Source organism: Citrobacter sp. HN-141 (assembly GCF_033341895.1).
In the GTDB taxonomy this organism is placed as follows: domain Bacteria; phylum Pseudomonadota; class Gammaproteobacteria; order Enterobacterales; family Enterobacteriaceae; genus Citrobacter.
On record NZ_JAWPBF010000012.1, the window covers coordinates 58,806 to 82,272 of the forward strand.

Below are 23,467 nucleotides of genomic sequence, written 5' to 3' on the forward strand. Positions count from 1 at the left end.
CAAATGAAATCACTTCAGTCGTCTATAAAAAAATTATTCCTTTCCGATAAATGGCTAAATCTGTATGCTATTGGTATATCATTGCTTTCATTAGTATGCGTAAGCATAATATATTATAATTCCGTATTATATTTTAACCGTGAACCTTGGGATGGGTCTTTTCAAACGCTATTTCCCCTTAGATCAATAGATATTGGTTCTTACCCAGCCATCGATTTCTCTTACTTCCATGGAAATGGTATCCCATATTTAATATATCCTCTTTATTACTTATTTTCACACATACTTGGCTTTGGTATCATTGTGTCCGCTCTGAATAGCACATTTATAGTAAATTGTGCATTCTTATACTTACCTATTTATTTTATATTGCGAAAGATAAGTAATTTCTCTACATCACTTATCTTTACGCTGTTCATTTCCATGTTGTTTGATTTTATACCTTACATTGGCGCTTATTTTTCACCTTTATTTTTAGGTGCACCAATGGCAGTAAGATTTTCTCCTCATATTCTATTAGCAATATGTCTCTATAATCTTATAACTTATTATGAAATTGCTGATAAAAAGAAAACATTAAAAACAGTTATAGTAACTCTCTTTGTTGCAGCCATTTCCCCTTTGCTTGGTGCAGAACAGGGGTTTTACGCAATTGCGGCATTTTGTTTAACTGTATTCATCTATTTTTTCATCCATGAAAAAAAGCGTGTCGCAGCTTTAGTCTATTCTGCATCTTTATTTATTCTATCCATTTTAGTGCATGTGGCCATCCTTCTTATCCTCTTTCAAAGCCTGGAGTCAATCAGAGCAATAATAACAATCTCGAATGACCAAACCTGGGTTTTCGGCGTGTTCCCAAATTCATTTTTTGATTCATTCACCGAGTTATTCAGACTCGATAATATAAGTGCTGTAGTTACTCAGATTGTCACTTTGATTGCCATAATTTACACGTTAATAATTACATTTGTATACCGCAAATATAATTTAAACTCAAAATTTTACTATGCCTGTCTGGTAATGTTTTGGGGCGGGATATTATCATGGGCATCTAATTTAGGTTATATTGGTGCGCATCAGGCACCTCTTGAAATTAGATATATGACATTGTCGTTCTTCCCTATTCTGTTCTTTATTTTCACTGAAAATGCGAAACTAAAAAATGATTAATATTCTGAGAAATAAAGTTTTCACTCGCACCCTTATTATAATTCTCTCTCTTATATCTCTTGCCTATTGGTATGGATATATGAGCCTGTCAAAGAGAAGCATTCCAAAAAACCAATATAATCTATCTCACGTCGAGGGAGTAAGATTATCAAAGCACCAGGATCTCCGTGGAGTAATTGGTTCACTTAATCAGAGGCATCAATATGGCGAATACGTATCCGAAGCCAGTTACTATATTTCCAGAGAGACTGGGCAACGTTATTTACCAGATGATATCTCCTTTCCGACGTGGTTGAGATATGTCAACAATGATAAGTCATCATTATCTACAGTGCCTTTAGTCCCCATATGGAATCAGGATTTCATTTTGGGTTTCAGTAATAAATCCACTTTCAAGATTTTAGAGAAAAACATTCTATTTCAACCAGGAGAGCCTCTAAAAAATGTATTCGTGGGTAAAACTGCCATTCTGAAAAATGATTATGCTGATTTTTATACTACTATTACAGATATAGATGGTTCCGGTAACATAACCGTCCAGGGTTACATTCCTTTCGACTTTTTTCCCAAGTCAATTCTTATCCCTTCGGGAAAGAAAAAGAACAAGCATATGATGTTTGAAAGTGACACTATGGGCTGGATACGTGGTGGACGATTTACACTGGACCCAACCGGATATACGTATGTCATCCGCCCAGTACCTTCTCTCAGTTTGTCCAAAACCACTTTAGAAGATGGAGATACGTTATCCTGGGATGGAATAAATGGACCTACATCAACACGTATTGAGTCTGTATACGGTTTTAACAAGACATATATTGTTAAGCTAGATAAGAAACTCCCACCATATTTCGACTTCAGAAAAAACATTATAACTGTTACCCGAAATAAAGACGACTTTGATAAACAAGAAATGCTACTCAACGTCGATATAGACAAAATAAATGAGAAATTCTTTCTTGGTAAAAAGCGCAGCATTAGTTTTGTAGTTTCTTCAATTAATGATATAGCGCCAGGTAGTGTAGTGGTTGCAGAAGGAACCAACGTCCCACTGTATGTATCTATGGTAGCTAAAGATAGTAACGTCATTACTATAGATTTATTTAAAAGCGCAGTTATCAAGGAATGCTTAAGTACAAAATCCAAACAAAGCTATGACAGTTGCCTTTATAACATCGACCTATCTAAATTTGAGTATCCTAATGTAAAATGGGCAAAAGAAAATCTTGCAAATGATAAGAATTTTGATGGCTTTGGCCCATTGGACATGTGGAACAAAGGTGGCGCTCGGAATATTCAATATGCCACAAATATTGTTAAGCGCATAGATACTCCTGCAGCAAACTCAAAAAATGAAAATACCATTGCAAACAAGCCGCCACAAAAATCACTCAATGGTTTAATTTGGGAGATATACCCAGGTTCATTGCTAAATATATTTTATGGAACCCACAACCCTGCACCGACAGAAATGCTAATACACGTACTTGGTCGAGAGGCGAGGGATAAATACTATTCCTCTTTCGTAAAAACCAAGCCTGAGTATATTTCATTTGCGAAGCCTGAGCGATTTACTCCCTGGTTGCTTAACTGGCATTGGCCATTCTTTAGGAATATGATCAACAACTATGATGTAGCCGTAGATAAGAGTGAGTTTTCATTGTGGCATCTAAACAATAATAATAAATGGGATGACTTCGGTCCGGAACAATTAAAACTGCAGGGTGACTTCTCTGTTAATAAGCCCATTGACCTTAATATCAGCAAATCAAAAACACAGTCATGTGATATAAAATTAATGACCGCAGTAGTAAAATATGATATTAAAAACCCGATATCATCTCTGCCGCTTATTGGAAAACTGACACGATTCCTGATAGAAATTGAGAATACTGGCCTGCCATCAAATATGCCAGTTAGTTTACCATGGAGTGAACACACTTTCTCTTTCCCGATTTTTTATAGGGAGGGATTTAATCCAACGATTACCCCACGAACCTTATCTAACTTCCTTAATTTGACATCGCTAACTATTAAGGAAATCACGCTTTATCAAGAAAACGTTGATGCCAAAAATATATACAGCCTATATTACGACTATCCTGCTGTTGGTGCTGCAGCAAGATATGAGTGTAATGATAGAAAGCACTGAAATAAGGGCTAATTATTCCGGTCAGTAACTATTGACTATTTTGGATAGTGCCGTTCACTTAAGATATTTTAAGTGAACGGTGCATGATGGGCTTGTCAGTAATTCGGTGAAACTGCCGATGTATTAAAGGTGATCGCTCAGGCGGTCACCAATCTCGATAATAAAATGGCTCATTGCCAGCCGCAAGTTCTGGATTGGCATACTCCATTTTTTCAACGCATCCTTGATCGCCTGATAAACAACCTTTCGTACCTAGTCATCCGTCGGGAACATTATGTGTTTCTTAATCGCCACCCGGATCACGCTATTCAACGATTCGATTGCGTGTGTGATGTAGATGGCCTTGCGGATGATCTCTCCCCGGTAAACAGTCCCCATCTAAACTGAAGGCTTCGGTCTTTCTTTCATTAAACAAAAAGATCATTCCGTCATGAAAAAGACCCACTATGCTGAAAAACAGATCGCGTTTGTGCTGAAGCAAGCCAAAACCAGCATCCAAGTGGAAGAAATGTGCAAGAGGATGGGCATTTCTAAGGCAACTTTTTAACTCTATGAACTACCGCCGTTTTTCAGGTACTGAATCTGGTTTGGGTTGTTGCTTGCATCTATCCGGCATCAGGAAAATCTGTGCCTAAATGGGTAATCAGCACACAATCGCCTCAACAACTGTACGGCCGCTGAGACCAGTATAAAAATCTTGTTCCGATTGTGCAGGTGCAACCTGCCACCATTTCTCAGTACGCTGCGTAGTGGAAGGTAAGTTATATCAGCGCCCCGGAACTGCTCTGGTTCAGGGGCGGTAACCTGTTCAGGGCCAGGCTTTAGCAGGCCTGGATGCAGGTAAGAGTGATGATGGCTGTTAGTAGTTTTGTGATATGCCCGCTTCACGGGTACCAGGAGCCGATATTCATCCAGCAGGTTAAACAGGCGGTCCCGCCCGATAGCCAGTGCTTTACCGTCCTGAACATTCAGCAGGTAGTGCAGTGCCGGGTACGGGCAACAAAATCCGGAACCTTAGCATGATGCTCCTGCCTTTTATTATATCTTGTGTTGTACTCTGGTACCACGCCTATCTGCTGTGCCCCAGGAACTAACATGCACGCGTAACTGCTATTTTGAGGGCCTGACTTTGCGTGAGGACTTGCCGGGCCGTTTTTTTGCAACACTCACCCCGCAATCATTTTTCAGAACATTGATAACCGATTCAAAAAACTCAGCTTTCTGGTTTGCCAGCTTAAGCTGTTCTTCAAGTTCCCTGATTCTTTGCTCGGGTGTAGGCGGGGCAGTCGTCTGAGCCACAGGCAGTTTCCTCTTCACCAGGTCAGGAAGTGCGGGGCTCCAGTCAAGCCGGCCATATTTACGCAGCCAGACAAGAACGGTGGAGCGCCCTTGAATGCCATACCGCTGCTGGGCCTGCTTGTAAGTCATCTCGCCTTTTTCGACCTGCCCGACAACGGCTAATTTAAAGGATAGAGGATAGAGGATAATCACGTTGGGTGCGATTGAACTCAGTCATCATCACGTTCTCCGGACTTAAGTCAGGAACGTGTCAACGCTATTCAGGACGGGTTACAGACGAAAAAAAAGACGCTTGCAGCGTCTTTTTTTTGGAATTTGGTACCGAGGATGGGACTCGAACCCACAAGCCCGTTAGGGCACTACCACCTCAAGGTAGCGTGTCTACCAATTCCACCACCTCGGTACAGAATACTTAGCGTGGGATATCGCTGGTCGGCTGAGCCGGAGCAGCTGGCTGAGTTTGCTCGGTTTTCGCCGGTGCACTCAGATTTTCCCACTCACTTCCTTTATTGGTCTTATTGCTGTTCATGTTACCCAGCACCAGACTGATAATGAAGAACAGAGTTCCTAACACAGCTGTCATACGGGTCATGAAGTTACCAGAACCACTTGAACCAAACAGTGTACCAGAAGCGCCTGCGCCAAAAGAGGCTCCCATATCAGCGCCTTTACCTTGCTGCAGCATGATCAAGCCAACAAGGCCAATTGCTACAATAAGGAAAACTACCAAAAGAGCTTCGTGCATAATCAACCTGTTCCTTGCGGAGTTGCCGCGTACCAATGCTTCGACCAATAAAGCGGGAATTTCAACTGTTTCCCACTGAAGCGGGTGTGAATACTAACCAAAGCGAATAACCTTCGCAAGGGCAATTTGTTAGCATTGTATCAACTGCGGAAAAAATCGCCACATCAATCAAAAACGCAGCAACTTATCCCAGCATCGCTGCATTACTGACCGCTGATCGTCAAGATTTGCCCAAACAACAATTGGGATCTCACAAACCAGATCCGAATTTTCTGGCCAACAGTGAATGATCGCCTGATTCACTAACTCCTCAGCCACCATTGATTCAGGTAACCACGCCATTCCCATATGGCGCAGTACCATTTCTCGTATTGTTTCGCTTAGCCCAGTCTCAAACACTTTTTTCAACCGTGGGCGCACTCGTTGTTCTGCCGGATCAATAATACGTTTGACAAAGGTATAGTCGCTGTAGCATAGCCAGGGGAGCGGGGTATGCGGATCATCCAGCCTGTCCGCGAGTTGCGCAGAAATCACCGGGATAAAACGCTCATATCGCCATAAAGAACGTTTCAGCCCTCCGGCAATCTCCAGCCCCGGTTGTGAAGAGGGTAAATCGTACGTCACCAGCATATCAATTTGCCGGTTTATCAGGGCATTAAAGTGATTATCAATCCCCTGGATGCTGGCATTTACCGTGAAGTTTAATTGCGGTTCACTTTGGCGCAGATAGCTGATCATATCAGGCAGGATATTGACTGACAGCGTATGCAGACTCACCATCACCAACGTATTGTCCGTCGCTGGCATCATCGCACACAGATCATGGCGCGCCTCCGTGAGTGTACTGAGGACCTGGCGGGCATAAGGTTCAAAACGTTCGCCATAACAGGTGAGCGTAACGGGCGTCGTGGTGCGGTCAAACAGCGGGACCCCCAACATCTCCTCCAGCGCCTTTATACGTCGGCTTAGCGCGGGCTGGGTGATATGCCGCTGTATCGCTGCCTGGGAGTAATTCCCATACTGACTCAACGCCAGAAAATCTTCTAACCACTTCGAATCCACGTCTCATTCCCCATCATGCCATAACCGTATCCACCGATAACAAATCGGCAATAGTCACAGTTATAGTAATGGCTTTAATGTGGACATCATAACAACAATATTCCGTTTCACCTGCCGACTCTCACCCTCGACGTTTGACAGGACCGATATGTTTACTTTACTGACCAATGCCCGCGTATTTTCCCCAGAGGATTTAGGCCTCTGTTCCCTGCTCATACATGCCGATCGCATTGTGGCTGTTGAAAAAGATATTGCACTCTTTGATGGCGTCAAAGAGGTCATCGATTGCCGCGGTAAGTGGGTAATTCCCGGAATTATCGATCAGCATGTCCATCTTACCGGCGGTGGCGGTGAAGCCGGCTTTGCCAGCCGGACACCCGCCGTCAAGCTGCGCGATCTGATTCAGGCCGGTATTACGACCGTCGTCGGCGTGCTGGGCACTGATGCGATATCCCGCTCCCCGAAAGATCTTTACGCCAAAATGCAGTCTCTCAATCTGGAGGGCCTGCGTGCGTATATGCATACCGGAGCCTACGCGGTACCCAGCCCGACAATTACGCGATCCATTCGCGATGATATGGCATTTATCCCGGCAATCCTCGGTGTCAAAATCGCACTCGCCGATCACCGTGGCTCCTACCCCTCTTTCCAGGAGTTATTAAGAATAATCAGTGACATTCGCGTATCGTCACTCCTGGCCGGAAAAAAAGGGCTGCTGCATGTCCACCTGGGCAATCTGCCGGAAGGGATGTCACAGTTGATGGAACTGTGTGATGCCGGGATTCCGATTCATCACATTTCGCCAACGCATGTCGCGAGGACAGAAGCATTGTTCGAACAGGCTATCGCTTTCGCACATCGCGGTGGCCATATCGACGTGACGTCTGGCGGCAGTCGATTTATGCCCCAGGAGCAAGCAATTCTCCACGCGCTGGAATCACAGGTTCCGGCCGATCGCATCACCATTAGCTCTGATGGTAATGGCAGCGTGCCGCGCTTTAATGCGCAAGGCATCGTGGAAGGACTAAGCGCCGCGCCGGTAGCAGGCAATCTTAACCTGCTTCCTCGCCTGATTGATGTCGGGATTCCGGTGCCACAGGCGATCGCGATGCTGACGGCAAACGTTGCGCGCTCGCTGGGTATTTCCGGGGGCGTGCTTTGTGCAGGAGAACGTGCTGATATTTGCGTGCTCAATGACGACCTCTCACTGGCCCACCTGTTTGCCGCCGGAAAGCCGTTACTGCGTGACGGTGAGTGTCTGGTCACCGGCAACTTTGAGTGAGGAGTTGAGAATGTCATTATTACTGGCGCTGGTCGCCATTATTTTTGCCGGGCGTCTGATCCTGAAAAAGTATCACCCTCAGTCGGTGCTGCTCTTAACCGGGATCGTACTCCTGCTTATCGCGCATTTTAGCGGGATGGCTACGCTCAGTAGCCTGGTAAAAAAAAGCACCGGATTTGGTCCCTTTGACGCCTTTGAGTTTATTCGCGACACCCTGAGCGTGCGTCTCGGCGGTCTCGGGCTACAAATCATGCTGATAGGTGGCTTTGCCACCTATATGTCGGCTATTGGCGCAAGTCAGGTGCTGGTGCGCGTCACCTCCCGCCCCTTGCAACGTCTGAACTCCCCTTATCTACTGCTCGGGCTGGCCCTGCTGCTGGGCCAATTTCTGTCGCTGTTTATCAGTAGCGCTACCGGACTGGGTCTGCTATTGATGGCAACGCTTTACCCCCTGCTGACCCGTCTTGGCTGCAGCCGCGCCGCCGTCGCTGCGGTTATCGCCAGTACCTGTGCCGTTGAATTTGGCCCAGGCTCCGGGAACTCGGTTCTCGCCGCCAAAACGGCAGGTATCGAGGTAGTTAACTATTTTGTTCAGGATCAGTTACCGGTTGTCGTTCCGGTTATTCTTTTCATCGCTCTGCTTCATATCGTTGTACAACGCTTTTTCGATCGCCGGGAGAGTGGTGACAATGCCGCGCAGCAAATGCAGACATTAACCGCAACCGAAGAAGCCGAAGCGCCGGTTGCCTGGCTATTCCTGCCGATGTTACCGCTGGTATTGATGCTGGTGTGCAGTGATTTAGTATTCAGCTCACTCAAGATCACGCTGGATACCGCCGTACTGATAAGCCTGGCCATTACTCTGATTTGCGAATATTGCCGCCATCGTAAAGCTCGCGAAGTGATGGCTGGCGTACAAAAAGTTTTCGACAGTATGGGCAGTGTGTTTGCCACGGTAGTCACGCTGATTATCGCCGGTGAAGTCTTTTCCGCCGGTCTGAAAGCGATTGGCGCGGTTGATGCGCTGCTGTCGCTCTCAGGAGAATTTGGCCTCAGCGCAGCGTCCATAATCTTGCTGATGACGCTCATCACCTTTGCGATTTCAGCGTTGATGGGCTCCGGGAATGCAGCATTTTTCTCCTTCGCCCCGATGGTGCCGGATATCAGCCGCCATATCGGCAGCGACGTGGCGGTTATGATGCTGCCGATTCAGATCTCAGCGGGCATTGGACGGACGTTGTCGCCTATTGCCGGCGTGATTATCGCCATCGCCGGGATCGCAGGTGTATCACCGGTGGATATCGTTAAACGCACCGCAATTCCGATGCTGGGAGGATGGCTGCTGATGATTGCGCTGACATTCGCCCGATCCGGGCACTTGTTGGCGGTTCTCCCGTGGCTGACCGTCCTCGTGCTATTGATGGTCGGTGGCTACTTCTGGCAGCGCCGGCGTAAACAGCCGCTGGCAGTACAGTAAAAAAAAGCCGGAGTCTCTCAGACTCCGGCTCTTACGCTTTACGGAAAGGGTTAAACGGCTTTCACTGCATCCGCAATGCGGTGCGCAAACTCCGTAACCTGCGCTTCGTCTTCACCTTCAACCATCACACGGATTAATGGCTCAGTGCCCGACTTACGCAGCAGTACACGTCCACGGTTACCCAGTGCCGCTTCAACCTCTGCCATCACCGCTTTCACGCTTTCATGTTCCAGCGGATCGCCGCCACCTGCGGTGTAACGTACGTTAACCAGCAGTTGCGGGAACATTTTCATGCCGCTGCACAGATCGTGCAAACTCATATGGTTACGTACCATCGCTGCCAGTACCTGCAGACCCGCCACAATACCGTCACCGGTGGTGGTTTTATCCAGCAGGATCACATGACCTGAGTTTTCCGCACCGATACGCCAGCCTTTTTCCTGCATTTTTTCCAGCACATAACGGTCGCCCACTTTCGCACGGGCAAACGGAATGCCCAGTTGTTTCAGCGACAGCTCCAGCCCCATGTTGCTCATCAGAGTACCCACCGCGCCACCGCGCAGTTGCCCCTGGCGCAGCGCTTCACGAGCGATGATGTACATGATCTGGTCGCCGTCGACTTTATTACCTTCGTGATCAACCATAATGACGCGGTCGCCGTCACCGTCGAGAGCAATACCCAGATCGGCTTTTTCCGCGATGACGCGCGCCTGCAGCGCACGAACATCGGTCGCGCCGACTTCTTCATTGATGTTCACGCCGTTCGGTTCACAGCCAATCGCAATGACGTTAGCACCCAGTTCGCGCAGTACATTTGGCGCAATGTGGTACGTTGCGCCGTTAGCGCAGTCCACCACAATTTTAAGCTCGTTCAGGCTCAGTTCATTCGGGAAGGTGCCTTTGCAGAACTCAATATAGCGACCGGCAGCATCGACAATACGACTGGCTTTACCCAGCTCGGCCGAATCCACGCAGGTGATTGCTTTTTCCATCTCCGCTTCAATCGCTTCTTCAACGGCATCCGGCAGTTTGGTCCCGTCGATAGAGAAAAATTTAATCCCGTTGTCATAAAATGGGTTGTGCGAAGCGGAGATAACAATCCCGGCTTCAGCACGGAAAGCACGCGTCAGATAAGCGACGGCAGGTGTTGGCATGGGGCCGGTGAAAGAAGCTGACAACCCTGCGGCAGCCAGGCCCGCTTCCAGCGCAGATTCCAGCATATAGCCGGAAATACGCGTATCTTTACCGATAATGATTTTGCGTGAACCATGACGTGCCAGCACCTTTCCTGCCGCCCAACCCAGCTTGAGCACAAAGTCAGGGGTGATTGGAGCGTCGCCTACACGACCACGAATCCCATCGGTGCCAAAATATTTACGATTACTCATAGCGTTTGTTTTCCTTTGCAGACAATGTGGCTTCCACCACACGCATCGCTTCTACGGTTTCTTTGACGTCATGGACACGAATAATCTGCGCCCCCTGCATTGCGGCAATGACCGCGCATGCAAGGCTGCCGCTCAAACGCTCAGATGGACCCACATTGAGCAATTGGCCAACCATTGATTTTCGTGACATCCCTACCAGCAGCGGCAGATTAAAATGATGAAATTCCGCCAGACGTGCCAGCAATGTGTAGTTGTGGGTAAGATTTTTACCGAATCCGAATCCTGGGTCGAGTAGCAATTTATCTTTTGTGATTCCGGCCCGTTCACAACGTGCTATTTGCTCAACAAAATAACGATTTACCTCGGCAAATACATCCTCATACTTCGGCGCCTCCTGCATCGTTTTCGGCTGTCCCTGCATATGCATCAGGCAAACCGGCAACCCAGTTTCTGCCGCAGCTTCCAGCGCGCCCGGCTCAGAGAGCGAACGTATATCGTTAATGATATGCGCACCCACTCTGGCGCACTCACGAATGACCTCTGGTTTTGAGGTATCGACCGAAATCCACACTTCAAAACGTTGCGCAATTGCCTCAACAACCGGGATCACACGCTGCAGTTCTTCTTCCACGCTAACATCCGCCGCGCCCGGTCGCGTAGACTCACCACCCACATCAATGATAGTCGCCCCTGCGTTAATCATCAGATTTGCGTGTTTTACCGCCTCAACCAGGGAGTTGTGCGCTCCACCATCAGAAAAAGAGTCTGGTGTGACGTTTAAAATCCCCATGACGTGGGGATGGCTGAGATCCAGCGAAGATCCCTGAGCAAAGAGTTTCATAGTGTTATCCCTGGTAAAATCGTGAGTAAGCAGATAAGAAAAACCCCGGAGCAAGCCCCAGGGTTTTCAATTAAAACATGGTCATCAGATGACGATAACTTATTTGTCGCCTAACTGCTCTGACATGTTGCCCGGGGTCGGCGTACGCGGCTCTTCAGCCGGACGTGGAGCACTCGGGGTGCCATTGTTGCCAGAGTTGTTAGATGAAGCAGACTCTTCCCAACCCGCTGGCGGGCGCACATCGCGGCGAGCCATCAGATCATCAATCTGCGGTGCATCGATGGTCTCATATTTCATGAGCGCATCTTTCATCGAGTGCAGAATGTCCAGGTTATCGTTCAGCAGACGGCGAGCACGGTCATAGTTGCGTTCAATCAGCAATTTCACTTCCTGATCGATAATGCGCGCGGTTTCATCGGACATATGTTTTGCTTTCGCAACAGAACGACCGAGGAACACTTCGCCTTCTTCTTCCGCATACAGCAACGGCCCCAGTTTGTCAGAGAAGCCCCACTGAGTGACCATGTTACGCGCCAGGTTCGTCGCGACTTTAATGTCGTTGGACGCACCGGTAGAAACATGTTCAGCACCGTAGATGATCTCTTCCGCCAGACGACCGCCGTACAGCGTGGAGATCTGACTTTCCAGTTTCTGACGGCTGGCGCTAATTGCGTCGCCTTCAGGCAGGAAGAAGGTGACACCCAGCGCACGACCGCGCGGAATAATCGTCACTTTGTGCACCGGATCGTGCTCCGGCACCAGGCGACCGATAATCGCGTGGCCAGCTTCGTGATACGCGGTAGATTCTTTCTGCGCTTCCGTCATCACCATGGAGCGACGTTCCGCACCCATCATGATTTTGTCTTTCGCTTTCTCGAACTCAACCATCGATACAACACGCTTGTTGCCACGCGCTGCAAACAGTGCCGCTTCGTTCACCAGGTTCGCGAGATCCGCACCGGAGAAACCAGGCGTACCACGAGCAATGATTGCCGCATCGATATCCGGAGACAGCGGTACGCGACGCATATGCACTTTCAGAATCTGTTCACGACCGCGAACATCCGGCAGACCAACAACAACCTGACGGTCAAAACGGCCTGGACGCAGCAGCGCAGGGTCAAGAACGTCCGGACGGTTAGTTGCCGCGATAACGATAATACCTTCGTTACCTTCGAAGCCGTCCATCTCAACCAGCATCTGGTTCAACGTCTGCTCACGTTCATCGTGACCGCCACCCAGACCAGCGCCACGCTGGCGACCTACGGCGTCGATTTCATCGATGAAGATGATGCACGGTGCCGCTTTCTTGGCTTGTTCGAACATGTCACGCACACGAGATGCGCCCACACCGACGAACATTTCCACGAAATCAGAACCGGAAATTGTGAAGAATGGAACCTTCGCTTCACCCGCGATGGCTTTTGCCAGCAGGGTTTTACCTGTACCCGGAGGACCGACCATCAGGACGCCTTTCGGGATCTTACCGCCCAGTTTCTGGAAACGGCTCGGCTCGCGCAGGTATTCAACCAGTTCAGCGACCTCTTCTTTCGCTTCGTCACAACCCGCGACATCAGCAAAAGTGGTTTTGATCTGATCTTCAGTCAACATGCGCGCTTTGCTCTTACCGAACGACATGGCACCTTTGCCACCACCGCCCTGCATTTGACGCATAAAGAAGATCCAGACACCAATCAGCAGCAGCATTGGGAACCAGGAAATGAAGATAGAAGCCAGCAGGCTCGGCTCTTCAGGCGGCTCGCCAACAACCTTGACGTTTTTGGTCAGCAGGTTATCAAGCAGCTTCGGATCGTTAACCGGAATGTAGGTCGTGTAACGGTTACTATCTTTCTTGGTAACGTTAATCTCACGTCCGTTGATACGCGCTTCACGAACCTGGTCCTGATTGACCTCTTGCAGGAAGGTAGAGTAATCAACCTTACGGCCATTAGACTCGCTGGGCCCAAAGCTCTGGAATACTGACATCAGCACAACGGCAATGACCAGCCAGAGTATTAGGTTTTTCGCCATGTCACTCAAGGGATTAACCTCATATTACAACTGTGTTAAAAACAGCGTCAGGATACTCTATATCCAGTGTCTTTCAAACTTTCGTTTGAAATCTACCGGTTATGGTTTACGCCCGGTCGCTACAATGTACACTTCACGCGAACGGGCGCGAGAAGAGTCCGGCTTACGAACTTTGACCTTCGTAAACAGGGAGCGAATGTCTCTTAGATACTCATCGAAGCCTTCGCCCTGGAACACCTTAACTACAAAACTACCACCTGGCGCTAATACATCACGAGCCATTCCAAGTGCCAGTTCAACCAGATACATGGCCCGGGGAATATCCACCGCCGGTGTTCCACACATATTTGGCGCCATATCAGACATGACAACTTGTACTTTACTGTCACCTACACGCTCAAGTAACGCTTTCAGGACTAATTCATCACGAAAGTCGCCCTGAAGGAAGTCCACACCAACGATTGGATCCATAGGTAAAAGATCGCAAGCGATAATGCGGCCGCTGTTTCCGATCTGCGTAACCGCATATTGCGACCAGCCACCGGGTGCAGCGCCGAGGTCAACAATCGTCATCCCCGGTTTAAAAATTTTGTCACTTTGCTGTATTTCATCAAGTTTAAACCAGGCACGGGAACGTAACCCCTTTTTCTGTGCCTGTTGAACATATTTATCGCTAAAGTGTTCCTGAAGCCAACGACTCGAGCTGGCAGAACGCTTTTTACCTGTCATTTCACTTTCCCATCGGGCAGTTCATCGTAACCAATGGTGTAAATATCTACACAGCTATTTGGCGATATATGGGAGATGGCGGTAGAATGACCCGTTTTCAATCCCAACGTAAGCAAAAATATACGATGAATCTGAGTACTAAACAAAAACAGCACCTGAAAGGTCTGGCACATCCGCTCAAGCCTGTAGTTATGCTTGGCAATAATGGTTTGACCGAAGGGGTACTGGCCGAGATTGAACAAGCGTTAGAGCACCATGAGCTTATCAAGGTGAAAATCGCCTCGGAAGATCGCGATACTAAAACCTTGATCGTGGAAGCTATCGTACGCGAAACCGGCGCCTGCAATGTACAGGTCATCGGCAAAACGCTGGTACTGTATCGCCCGACTAAAGAACGTAAAATCTCGCTGCCACGCTAAGAATATCCCAAAGTTGAACACGAAGTTTGTGTAAAACGCGGGAATTTCCGCTAGCAGGAGAGCAAAATGCCACGCTCTCTTCGTTGATAAAAGGCCGCTATGCGGCCTTTTTCCTTTCTTTACAATACATCAACATCTTACAGATACACTAAATAATTCGAGCACAACCAACGCGTATGCAGCGTGAAGTATGATGCGTGTATTGGGAAATTCTTACAGGTATTCGACCTTCGTCACTTCATACTCAACTTCACCGCCCGGCGTTTTGATAACCACCACGTCATCCTGCTCTTTACCAATCAGGCCGCGAGCAATAGGTGAGTTCACCGAAATCAGGTTTTGTTTAAAATCGGCCTCATCATCGCCCACAATGCGCCAGGTCTGCTCTTCATCGTTATCAAGATTCAGAACGGTAACCGTCGCACCGAACACAACGCGGCCGTTATTTGGCATTTTAGTGACGTCAATAACCTGCGCGTTAGACAGTTTGGCTTCAATATCTTTAATGCGACCTTCGCAGAATCCCTGCTGTTCACGAGCCGCGTGATACTCCGCGTTCTCTTTCAGGTCACCGTGTTCACGCGCTTCCGCGATCGCGGCAATAATTTCAGGGCGACGCACAGATTTGAGAAAATCCAGTTCTTCGCGCAGTTTTTCAGCACCACGTAAGGTCATCGGGATAGCTTGCATTTGTTATACCTCTTGAACATTCCTGTAGGGGGTGGTTGTCCTCACCCCGGCTGCTAAGCCCACTCTGGCATACGCCATGCCAGAGTCAGAAGCAAAAAAATACCGACCCGGGGCACGAGGACCCAGGTCAGCTACAATTCTCTATTTGATGTTCATTTTACCCTGGAGTTCCCTATGGGTCATCGTTTACTTTTTAGGGCGTTGCGCCGTAGTATGACGGCCTGATTCCAGGTTGTTAGCGCGAGATTATGCGATTTCCCAGATTTGCCATTGGATTAACTGCCAGTATAGCGTTCAGCGTTCAGGCTGCGAATGTCGACGAGTACATCAACCAGCTTCCTGCCGGGGCCAACCTCGCCCTTATGGTACAGAAGGTTGGCGCGCCTGCGCCCGCGATTGATTACCATAGCCAGCAGATGGCGCTCCCGGCCAGTACCCAGAAAGTGATCACCGCTCTGGCGGCATTGATTCAACTCGGACCTGATTTCCGTTTCACCACGACGCTTGAGACAAAAGGCAACGTAGAAAATGGGATATTGAAAGGTGACTTAGTTGCGAGATTTGGTGCCGATCCGACGTTAAAACGTCAGGATATTCGCAATATAGTAGCAACTCTGAAAAAATCAGGGGTGACGCAAATTGCCGGAAATGTCCTGATCGACACCTCCATTTTTGCCAGCCATGATAAGGCGCCCGGCTGGCCCTGGAACGACATGACGCAATGTTTTAGCGCTCCGCCTGCGGCGGCGATTGTCGACCGAAATTGCTTCTCTGTATCGCTCTACAGCGCACAAAAAGCCAACGATTTGGCGTATATTCGCGTAGCGTCTTACTACCCGGTGACCATGTTCAGCCAGGTTCGCACCCTCGCACGTGGTTCTGCGGAAGCGCAATATTGTGAACTGGACGTAGTACCCGGCGATTTGAACCGCTTCACGCTGACCGGGTGTCTGCCGCAGCGCGCCGAACCGCTGCCACTGGCGTTTGCTATCCAGGACGGTGCCAGCTATGCCGGAGCCATTCTTAAAGATGAGCTAAAGCAAGCGGGTATTACCTACAGCGGCACGCTGCTGCGTCAAACTCAGGTCAACGAGCCGGGTACCGTAGTCGCCAGCAAACAATCAGCACCGCTGCATGATCTGCTTAAGATTATGCTGAAAAAATCAGACAACATGATTGCCGACACCGTTTTTCGCATGATTGGTCATGCGCGATTTAACGTACCGGGCACCTGGCGGGCAGGTTCAGATGCCGTACGTCAGATCCTGCGTCAGCAGGCAGGCGTCGATATCGGCAACACGATTATTGCCGATGGCTCTGGTCTCTCTCGCCATAACCTGATTGCCCCCGCCACCATGATGCAGGTGCTGCAATACATTGCGCAGCATGACAATGAGCTGAACTTTATCACCATGCTGCCGCTGGCGGGCCACGATGGCTCCCTGCAATACCGTGCGGGCCTGCATCAGGCTGGAGTGGATGGCAAAGTATCGGCGAAAACAGGCTCACTGCAAGGGGTATACAACCTCGCAGGGTTCATCACCACCGCCAGCGGGCAACGCATGGCCTTCGTGCAGTATCTGTCTGGCTATGCGGTAGAGCCTGCAGACCAGCGCAACCGCCGTATTCCACTGGTACGCTTCGAGAGTCGGTTGTACAAGGATATTTATCAGAATAACTGAGTGCATTATTGCCGGATGGCGACGCTAACGCGTCTTATCCGGCCTACAAAGAACATAACAAAACGGGCCGCAAATGCGGCCCGTTGGCTTTTGTAGGCCGGATAAGCGTAAGCGCCATCCGGCTACGAGATTAACGCTTGTAAATAAACTCAACGCCTTCTTCGTCGTCTTCGTCCCAATCGTCATCCCAGTCATCTTCCGCTTCGTCTTCGACTTCAGCGAGCTGCTGACGGTGATAATCATCCCACATGAACTCAACTTTCTCCGGCTGTTTCGCTTCTTCAGCCTGAACGATTGGGTTCTCAATGATAAAGGTCATCACATCCCAGCAAAGATCCTTCACACCCAGCTGGCTGGCGGCAGAGATCAGGTAATATTTACCTTCCCAGCCCAGCGCTTCAGCGATAGCTTTCGCTTTTTCTTCCGCTTCAGCTTTGTCCATCAAATCAATTTTGTTGAACACTAACCAGCGCGGTTTAGACGCCAGATCCTGACTGTATTTTTCCAGTTCGCCAATAATGATACGGGCGTTTTCTACTGGATCGGAACCGTCAATCGGATCGATATCAATGAGATGCAGCAGCACACGGCAACGTTCCAGGTGCTTCAGGAAGCGGATACCAAGACCTGCGCCTTCAGCCGCGCCTTCAATCAGGCCCGGGATATCGGCAACCACGAAGCTCTTCTCGTTGTCCATACGCACAACGCCGAGGCTCGGTACCAGCGTGGTGAACGGATAATCCGCCACTTTTGGTTTTGCCGCAGATACCGCGCGGATAAACGTCGATTTACCAGCGTTTGGCATGCCCAGCATACCCACGTCCGCCAGCAGCATCAGCTCCAGCATCAGGTCACGCTTATCACCCGGCGTACCCATCGTTTTCTGACGCGGAGTACGGTTAACCGAGGATTTGAAACGGGTGTTGCCCAGACCGTGCCAGCCGCCTTTAGCGACCATCAGACGCTGACCGTGTTTGGTCATGTCGCCCATCGTTTCGCCCGTACCCTGGTCGATAACGCGTGTCCCTACTGGCACTTTGATGGTAACGTCTTTACCACGCTTGCCGGTGCAATCACGGCTTGCGCCATTCTGACCACGTTCCGCACGGAATGATTTTTCAAAACGGTAATCGATCAGCGTGTTCAGGTTTTCGTCGGCTTCCAGCCAGACGTCACCGCCATCACCACCGTCACCACCGTCCGGACCGCCTTTTGGGATGTATTTTTCGCGGCGGAAGCTGACACAACCGTTACCGCCATCGCCTGCAACGACCAGAATCGATGCTTCATCAACAAACTTCATTTTACTCTCCGTAAATCATTCGCCTGAGCGGGGTTGCGAAACCACCGTTTCATGCTTACGTAAACCGCCCCAAATTCGATGACCAATGGCGGAATACATCGCGCCCGCAACCACGATAAACGCACCGAGATAACCTAAAAGGTTTAGCATCGGTCTGGCGAAGAAATCGGGCCAGGCCAGTGATAATAAATCTGAAAATAACAACGTAAACAGCGGTGTGAGCGTAATTATGGCGCTCACCTGTGCCGCCTGCCAGCGAGCCATTGCTTCCGCAAGGGCACCGTATCCTACCAGCGTATTCAGGCCGCAGAACACGAGGCAGACAAGCTGCCAGTCGCTGAGTTGCGCTATTACACCGGGTTTAGCCAGCGGCAACAACGCTATCGTACATAAAGTGTACAGTAAAAACAGGATCTGCGGTGATGCCAGGCGGCGCAATAACACCTTTTGCGCGACCCCATAACACACCCAAACCGTCGCGGCACCGACACCAAAGATAACGCCCCAGGTGTAATCGGTCAGCCGGGTAAAAATTTCGATCAGACTGGTATTAAAAAACAACACCAGGCCGCTCAGAAGCATAATAGCGCCAATAATCTGCGTGCCGCGCATCTTCTCCTTCAGGATAAAGACGCTGGCGATCATCATGCCAACCGGTGACAGTTGACCGATAACCTGCGAAGCCGTTGGGCTCAAATATTGTAAAGACGAACTAAACAGAATGAAGTTACCGAACAGTCCACCCGTGGCAATAGCCAACAGCACCAGCCAACGCGCTTTGCGAAAAATACGCAATGGAGGGAGCTTTTTTTTAACCGCAAGAATAGCGCCAAGGCCAACGCTTGCCATTAAAAAACGGTAGAACACGACGGTAGGAGGTTCCATCACCTCCAGCACTTGCTTCATCGCTATTGGTAAAGCCCCCCAACAGACAGCTGTCGTGAGCGCTAAAAGAATACCAATACCTGCCTGCTGCTTCATGCCGTATTCCCTGCAAGGGCTCGTTTCCGGGTTATCACGGCGCGACGAGCGTATTTACCGGTCGTCGAATGTAAAAAGCCCCGCAACGTGTTGCGGGGCTTTTATCCGTTACCGGGACGCGAAAAACTTATTCAGCAACAATGCTGATGAATTTACGGTTTTTCGGGCCTTTCACTTCAAATTTCACTTTACCGTCTGCTTTAGCAAACAGAGTGTGGTCTTTGCCGCAACCAACGTTGGAGCCAGCGTGGAATTTAGTACCACGTTGACGAACGATGATGCTACCAGCCAGAACTGTTTCACCGCCGAAGCGTTTTACGCCCAGACGTTTAGCTTCTGAATCGCGACCGTTACGAGTCGAGCCGCCAGCCTTTTTATGTGCCATTTAATCTGCTCCCCTTAACTTAAGCGCTGATGCCAGTGATTTTCACATCAGTGAACCACTGACGATGGCCCTGCTGCTTACGGTAGTGTTTACGACGACGAAACTTAACAATTTTAACTTTCTCGCCACGACCGTGAGCAACGACTTCAGCTTTGATAACGCCGCCATCAACGAAAGGAACGCCGATTTTGACTTCTTCACCGTTTGCGATCATCAGAACTTCAGCGAACTCAATAGATTCGCCAGTTGCGATGTCCAGCTTTTCCAGGCGAACGGTCTGACCTTCGCTTACTCGGTGTTGTTTACCACCACTTTGGAAAACCGCGTACATAAAAAACTCCGCTTCCGCGCACACCTTTTTGATGATTCAGAGTGCGCTATAAATATTCACAATAGGGCGCGAATATTACGCAAAACGCGAGCCTTTGACAAGTGCTACCGTCAATACATGAAGAAAAAAAACACAACGTGTACCGTAACGTTTATCTGCAGCGTTTTTTCAGTACAATCAGCATATATTTCTAACCCTAAACCCGACGTTACCTTCTCAAATAGTGAGGTAATCGGGGCGAGAAGCCCGGCTTTTGCGATGAATTTAGAAAAAATCAATGAGTTAACCGCGCAAGATATGGCGGGTGTCAATGCGACAATCCTTGAACAGCTCAATTCCGACGTCCAGTTGATCAATCAACTGGGGTACTACATCGTGAGCGGCGGCGGAAAACGCATTCGCCCAATGATCGCTGTACTCGCGGCACGCGCTGTTGGTTATCAGGAAAATGCCCACGTTACGATCGCTGCCTTAATCGAGTTTATCCACACCGCAACCCTGCTTCATGACGATGTAGTGGATGAATCCGATATGCGCCGAGGGAAAGCCACGGCAAACGCAGCGTTTGGCAATGCTGCCAGCGTTCTGGTCGGCGATTTTATCTATACCCGCGCCTTTCAGATGATGACCAGCCTCGGCTCCCTGAAAGTGCTGGAAGTGATGTCTAAAGCGGTCAACGTTATTGCTGAAGGTGAAGTCCTGCAGTTAATGAACGTCAACGACCCGGATATCACCGAAGAAAACTATATGCGTGTTATCTACAGCAAGACGGCTCGTCTGTTTGAGGCCGCGGCCCAATGCTCAGGTATCCTTGCAGGTTGTAGCGATGAGCAAGAGAAAGGCCTGCAGGATTATGGCCGTTACCTCGGTACCGCTTTCCAGCTTATCGACGATTTACTGGATTACAGCGCAGATGGCGAGCAGTTGGGTAAAAACGTGGGTGATGACCTTAACGAAGGTAAACCTACGCTACCGCTGCTGCATGCGATGCGCCACGGCACTCCTGAGCAGGCGCAAATGATTCGCCAGGCGATTGAGCAAGGTAATGGCCGCCACCTTCTGGAGCCGGTTCTGGAAGCGATGAACGCTTGCGGGTCACTGGAATGGACCCGTCAACGTGCCGAAGAAGAAGCTGATAAAGCCATCGCGGCGCTGCAGGTACTTCCAGATACTCCGTGGAAAGAAGCCCTGATTGGCCTGGCGCATATCGCCGTACAGCGCGACCGTTAATTTCCCTCGTCTCGCTTCCCAGCATCCCGTGCAGCACACGGGATGCTCTTATAAGCTCCCAAAAAGTCACAAAAACAATCAAATCACTTGTATAACCTTGGTATATTCTGAATATACAAGCACCTTACAAGAACATTTTAGAACATTAGTTCTCGAGGCGTATAGTAACTCCACAGGCTGATTGTGAAACCGTAACTGGTTAACCAAAGGAGATGTGGAACTATGGAAAGCAAATTCATTGACTGGCATCCGGCTGACATCATCGCGGGGCTACGTAAGAAAGGCACGTCAATGGCCGCTGAGTCACGTAAGAATGGCTTGAGTTCATCAACGCTGGCAAATGCGTTAACCCGACCATGGCCGAAAGGTGAATTGATTATCGCGAAAGCACTGGGAACAGACCCGTGGGTAATTTGGCCGTCACGCTACCATGACGCCAGGACGCATGAATTCATCGACAGAACGCGGATGATGAGAGTACGGAAAGAAAAAAAGGGTCTTGAGTAGCGGTAAAACAGCAACCCCCGGATCAACGATCCTGGGGGTTACAACACGCGTTGGTGATTACTCGCCTTTAATGCGCTCAATGTTTGCGCCCAGCGCACGCAATTTATCCTCGATGCGCTCGTAGCCGCGATCGATGTGATAAATACGGTCAACGACCGTTGTGCCTTCAGCGATACATCCCGCTAACACCAGACTTGCTGATGCGCGCAGATCGGTCGCCATGACCTGAGCACCGGAGAGTGTTTCAACGCCGTGACAAATCACAGTATTGCTTTCGATTTCCGCGTGAGCCCCCATACGGCTCAGTTCAGGCACGTGCATAAAGCGGTTCTCAAATACGGTTTCCGTAATGAAGCCTGTCCCTTCGGCCACCAGGTTCAACAGCGTGAACTGGGCCTGCATATCGGTCGGGAAAGCCGGATGTGGCGCAGTGCGCACATTAACCGCTTTAGGACGTTTGCCGTGCATGTCGAGGCTAATCCAGTCTTCACCGACTTCGATATCCGCACCGGCATCACGCAGCTTCGCCAGAACGGCATCCAGTGTGTCTGGTTGCGCATTACGGCAGATAATTTTGCCGCGAGAAATCGCCGCCGCCACCAGGAACGTCCCGGTTTCAATACGATCAGGCAGAACGCGATACACACCGCCGCCGAGACGTTCAACGCCTTCAATAGTGATACGATCGGTACCCTGCCCTGTGATCTTCGCACCCAGCGCAATCAGGAAATTAGCGGTATCCACAATTTCCGGTTCACGAGCGGCGTTTTCGATGATGGTGGTACCTTCTGCAAGCGTTGCCGCGCACATAATGGTTACCGTTGCACCGACACTCACTTTGTCCATGACAATGTGTGCGCCTTTCAGACGTCCCTCAACGGACGCCTTCACATAGCCTTCTTCCAGCTTGATGGTGGCACCTAACTGCTCCAGACCGGTAATATGCAGGTCAACCGGGCGCGCGCCGATAGTACAGCCGCCCGGCAGAGAAACCTGACCCTGACCAAAACGAGCGACCAGTGGCCCCAATGCCCAGATAGACGCACGCATGGTTTTCACCAGATCGTACGGCGCACAGAAGACGTTAACGTCACGCGCATCAATGTGCACAGACCCATTACGCTCTACTTTCGCCCCCAACTGGCTCAGCAGTTTCATGGAAGTATCTACGTCCTTCAGTTTTGGGACGTTTTGAATTTCTACAGGTTCTTCAGCCAGCAGCGCCGCAAAAAGGATCGGCAGTGCGGCGTTTTTAGCGCCTGAAATAGTGACTTCGCCCTGGAGCTTGGTTGGCCCCTGAACACGGAATTTATCCATTATTCTGTTCTCTGTTAAGAATTCATCTTCGCTACCGGCATATCACCCGTAGCTCAAAAACCGTTAAGTTTGCGATCGCGCGCCCATTCCGCTGGGGTAAACGCTTTAATCGACACAGCATGAATGCGGTTATCCGCAATATACTCCATCAATGGGCCATAGACCGATTGCTGCTTCTTGACCCGGCTCATGCCATCAAACATCTCACCCACGGCAATAACCTGAAAGTGACTGCCGTCACCAGAAACGTGGACTTCCTGGAGGGAGAGTGCGTTCATCAGCACGCTCTGAATTTCATTATTTTCCATGGGCTCTTCATTTGTCAGATAGTGAAAACAGCCCAACATCTTAGAGCAAAGTGGCGCTGTCATAAATAAGCAAAAAGCCTCGCTGATAAATCAGACAAGGCTTTAGCGGCAGATCCCCTGCAGGGGTTTTGCCGGATG

The 23,467-nt window shown here is 49.5% G+C and carries 21 protein-coding genes, 1 tRNA gene and 2 pseudogenes; 8 read left to right on the forward strand and 16 right to left on the reverse strand.

Annotation, left to right across the window (positions count from 1 at the left end; translation table 11 throughout):
* The first annotated feature begins 3 nt into the window (after positions 1-3).
* Entirely contained in the window at positions 4-1,170 is a 1,167-nt protein-coding gene (locus RYZ59_RS15620; RefSeq protein ID WP_318049302.1) for a hypothetical protein, read from the forward strand.
* Entirely contained in the window at positions 1,163-3,322 is a 2,160-nt protein-coding gene (locus RYZ59_RS15625) for a hypothetical protein (protein ID WP_318049301.1), read from the forward strand. The genes RYZ59_RS15620 and RYZ59_RS15625 overlap by 8 nt, the downstream gene beginning before the upstream one ends.
* A gap of 123 nt (positions 3,323-3,445) precedes the next feature.
* Here RYZ59_RS15625 and RYZ59_RS15630 read toward each other — a convergent pair.
* The 5 genes and pseudogenes from RYZ59_RS15630 to RYZ59_RS15655 form a co-directional block, all read right to left on the reverse strand.
* Positions 3,446-3,673 (reverse strand): annotated as a pseudogene (locus RYZ59_RS15630) (transposase); the annotation flags it as partial.
* Between the two features lie 390 nt (positions 3,674-4,063).
* Positions 4,064-4,841: pseudogene (locus tag RYZ59_RS15640) on the reverse strand (helix-turn-helix domain-containing protein); the annotation flags it as partial.
* 96 nt (positions 4,842-4,937) lie between these two features.
* Positions 4,938-5,024, reverse strand: a tRNA-Leu gene (locus tag RYZ59_RS15645).
* 9 nt (positions 5,025-5,033) lie between these two features.
* The gene (secG, locus tag RYZ59_RS15650; protein ID WP_003025000.1) at positions 5,034-5,366 is read right to left on the reverse strand and encodes a preprotein translocase subunit SecG; all 333 of its coding nucleotides are present in this window, start codon (positions 5,364-5,366) and stop codon (positions 5,034-5,036) included.
* 168 nt (positions 5,367-5,534) lie between these two features.
* Positions 5,535-6,428 carry a LysR family transcriptional regulator gene (locus tag RYZ59_RS15655; RefSeq protein WP_318049299.1) on the reverse strand — a complete coding sequence of 298 codons (894 nt, stop codon included), beginning with the start codon at positions 6,426-6,428 and terminating at the stop codon, positions 5,535-5,537.
* A 148-nt stretch (positions 6,429-6,576) separates the two neighbouring features.
* On the opposite strand from RYZ59_RS15655, the gene iadA reads away from it, so the two are divergent.
* Together iadA and dcuC are read left to right on the forward strand one after the other, a co-directional pair.
* Positions 6,577-7,710 carry a beta-aspartyl-peptidase gene (gene iadA / locus RYZ59_RS15660; RefSeq protein WP_318049298.1) on the forward strand — a complete coding sequence of 378 codons (1,134 nt, stop codon included), beginning with the start codon at positions 6,577-6,579 and terminating at the stop codon, positions 7,708-7,710.
* Positions 7,711-7,720: 10 nt separating this feature from the next.
* Positions 7,721-9,187, forward strand: a complete 1,467-nt coding sequence (gene dcuC, locus RYZ59_RS15665; protein ID WP_318049297.1) for a C4-dicarboxylate transporter DcuC — start codon at positions 7,721-7,723, stop codon at positions 9,185-9,187.
* A gap of 50 nt (positions 9,188-9,237) precedes the next feature.
* Here the strand turns inward: dcuC and glmM are convergent, their stop codons facing one another.
* The 4 genes from glmM to rlmE all read right to left on the reverse strand — a co-directional run bounded on the left by glmM (position 9,238) and on the right by rlmE (position 14,176).
* A complete protein-coding gene (gene glmM, locus RYZ59_RS15670; RefSeq protein WP_318049295.1) occupies positions 9,238-10,575 on the reverse strand; it encodes a phosphoglucosamine mutase in 1,338 nt (445 codons plus the stop codon).
* Complete coding sequence (folP, locus tag RYZ59_RS15675) at positions 10,568-11,416, reverse strand: dihydropteroate synthase (RefSeq protein ID WP_048213410.1); 849 nt, start codon at positions 11,414-11,416, stop codon at positions 10,568-10,570. The genes glmM and folP overlap by 8 nt, the downstream gene beginning before the upstream one ends.
* A gap of 99 nt (positions 11,417-11,515) precedes the next feature.
* Complete coding sequence (ftsH, locus tag RYZ59_RS15680) at positions 11,516-13,447, reverse strand: ATP-dependent zinc metalloprotease FtsH (RefSeq protein ID WP_318049294.1); 1,932 nt, start codon at positions 13,445-13,447, stop codon at positions 11,516-11,518.
* A 99-nt stretch (positions 13,448-13,546) separates the two neighbouring features.
* Positions 13,547-14,176, reverse strand: coding sequence for a 23S rRNA (uridine(2552)-2'-O)-methyltransferase RlmE (rlmE, locus tag RYZ59_RS15685; RefSeq protein WP_137382431.1), 630 nt, complete (start codon positions 14,174-14,176; stop codon positions 13,547-13,549).
* A 125-nt stretch (positions 14,177-14,301) separates the two neighbouring features.
* Between rlmE and yhbY the strand changes: the two genes are divergently transcribed.
* Complete coding sequence (gene yhbY, locus RYZ59_RS15690; RefSeq protein WP_003025016.1) at positions 14,302-14,595, forward strand: ribosome assembly RNA-binding protein YhbY; 294 nt, start codon at positions 14,302-14,304, stop codon at positions 14,593-14,595.
* Positions 14,596-14,808: 213 nt separating this feature from the next.
* On the opposite strand, the gene greA is transcribed toward yhbY, so the two are convergent.
* A complete protein-coding gene (gene greA / locus RYZ59_RS15695) occupies positions 14,809-15,285 on the reverse strand; it encodes a transcription elongation factor GreA (RefSeq protein ID WP_003025019.1) in 477 nt (158 codons plus the stop codon).
* A 248-nt stretch (positions 15,286-15,533) separates the two neighbouring features.
* On the opposite strand from greA, the gene dacB reads away from it, so the two are divergent.
* Positions 15,534-16,967: a serine-type D-Ala-D-Ala carboxypeptidase gene (dacB, locus tag RYZ59_RS15700; protein WP_318049292.1), complete on the forward strand. Its 1,434-nt coding sequence runs from the start codon at positions 15,534-15,536 to the stop codon at positions 16,965-16,967.
* Positions 16,968-17,097: 130 nt separating this feature from the next.
* Here dacB and cgtA read toward each other — a convergent pair whose 3' ends face one another.
* From cgtA to rplU, 4 genes are all read right to left on the reverse strand, one after another.
* Positions 17,098-18,270: an Obg family GTPase CgtA gene (gene cgtA / locus RYZ59_RS15705; protein WP_003828732.1), complete on the reverse strand. Its 1,173-nt coding sequence runs from the start codon at positions 18,268-18,270 to the stop codon at positions 17,098-17,100.
* A gap of 15 nt (positions 18,271-18,285) precedes the next feature.
* Positions 18,286-19,251: a DMT family transporter gene (locus RYZ59_RS15710; protein WP_318049291.1), complete on the reverse strand. Its 966-nt coding sequence runs from the start codon at positions 19,249-19,251 to the stop codon at positions 18,286-18,288.
* A 127-nt stretch (positions 19,252-19,378) separates the two neighbouring features.
* Positions 19,379-19,636, reverse strand: a complete 258-nt coding sequence (gene rpmA / locus RYZ59_RS15715; RefSeq protein ID WP_003025030.1) for a 50S ribosomal protein L27 — start codon at positions 19,634-19,636, stop codon at positions 19,379-19,381.
* Positions 19,637-19,655: 19 nt separating this feature from the next.
* Positions 19,656-19,967 (reverse strand): 50S ribosomal protein L21, encoded by a 312-nt coding sequence (gene rplU, locus RYZ59_RS15720; RefSeq protein ID WP_042325074.1) that lies wholly within the window; start codon positions 19,965-19,967, stop codon positions 19,656-19,658.
* A gap of 258 nt (positions 19,968-20,225) precedes the next feature.
* Between rplU and ispB the strand changes: the two genes are divergently transcribed.
* Both ispB and sfsB read left to right on the forward strand, forming a co-directional pair.
* Entirely contained in the window at positions 20,226-21,197 is a 972-nt protein-coding gene (gene ispB, locus RYZ59_RS15725; RefSeq protein WP_048213414.1) for an octaprenyl diphosphate synthase, read from the forward strand.
* Between the two features lie 222 nt (positions 21,198-21,419).
* On the forward strand, positions 21,420-21,704 hold the full coding sequence (sfsB, locus tag RYZ59_RS15730; RefSeq protein WP_271440745.1) for a DNA-binding transcriptional regulator SfsB: 285 nt from the start codon (positions 21,420-21,422) through the stop codon (positions 21,702-21,704).
* Between the two features lie 57 nt (positions 21,705-21,761).
* On the opposite strand, the gene murA is transcribed toward sfsB, so the two are convergent.
* Entirely contained in the window at positions 21,762-23,021 is a 1,260-nt protein-coding gene (murA, locus tag RYZ59_RS15735; protein WP_040234132.1) for a UDP-N-acetylglucosamine 1-carboxyvinyltransferase, read from the reverse strand.
* A 53-nt stretch (positions 23,022-23,074) separates the two neighbouring features.
* Positions 23,075-23,329 carry a BolA family iron metabolism protein IbaG gene (ibaG, locus tag RYZ59_RS15740; protein ID WP_005121314.1) on the reverse strand — a complete coding sequence of 85 codons (255 nt, stop codon included), beginning with the start codon at positions 23,327-23,329 and terminating at the stop codon, positions 23,075-23,077.
* Positions 23,330-23,467 lie beyond the last annotated feature (138 nt).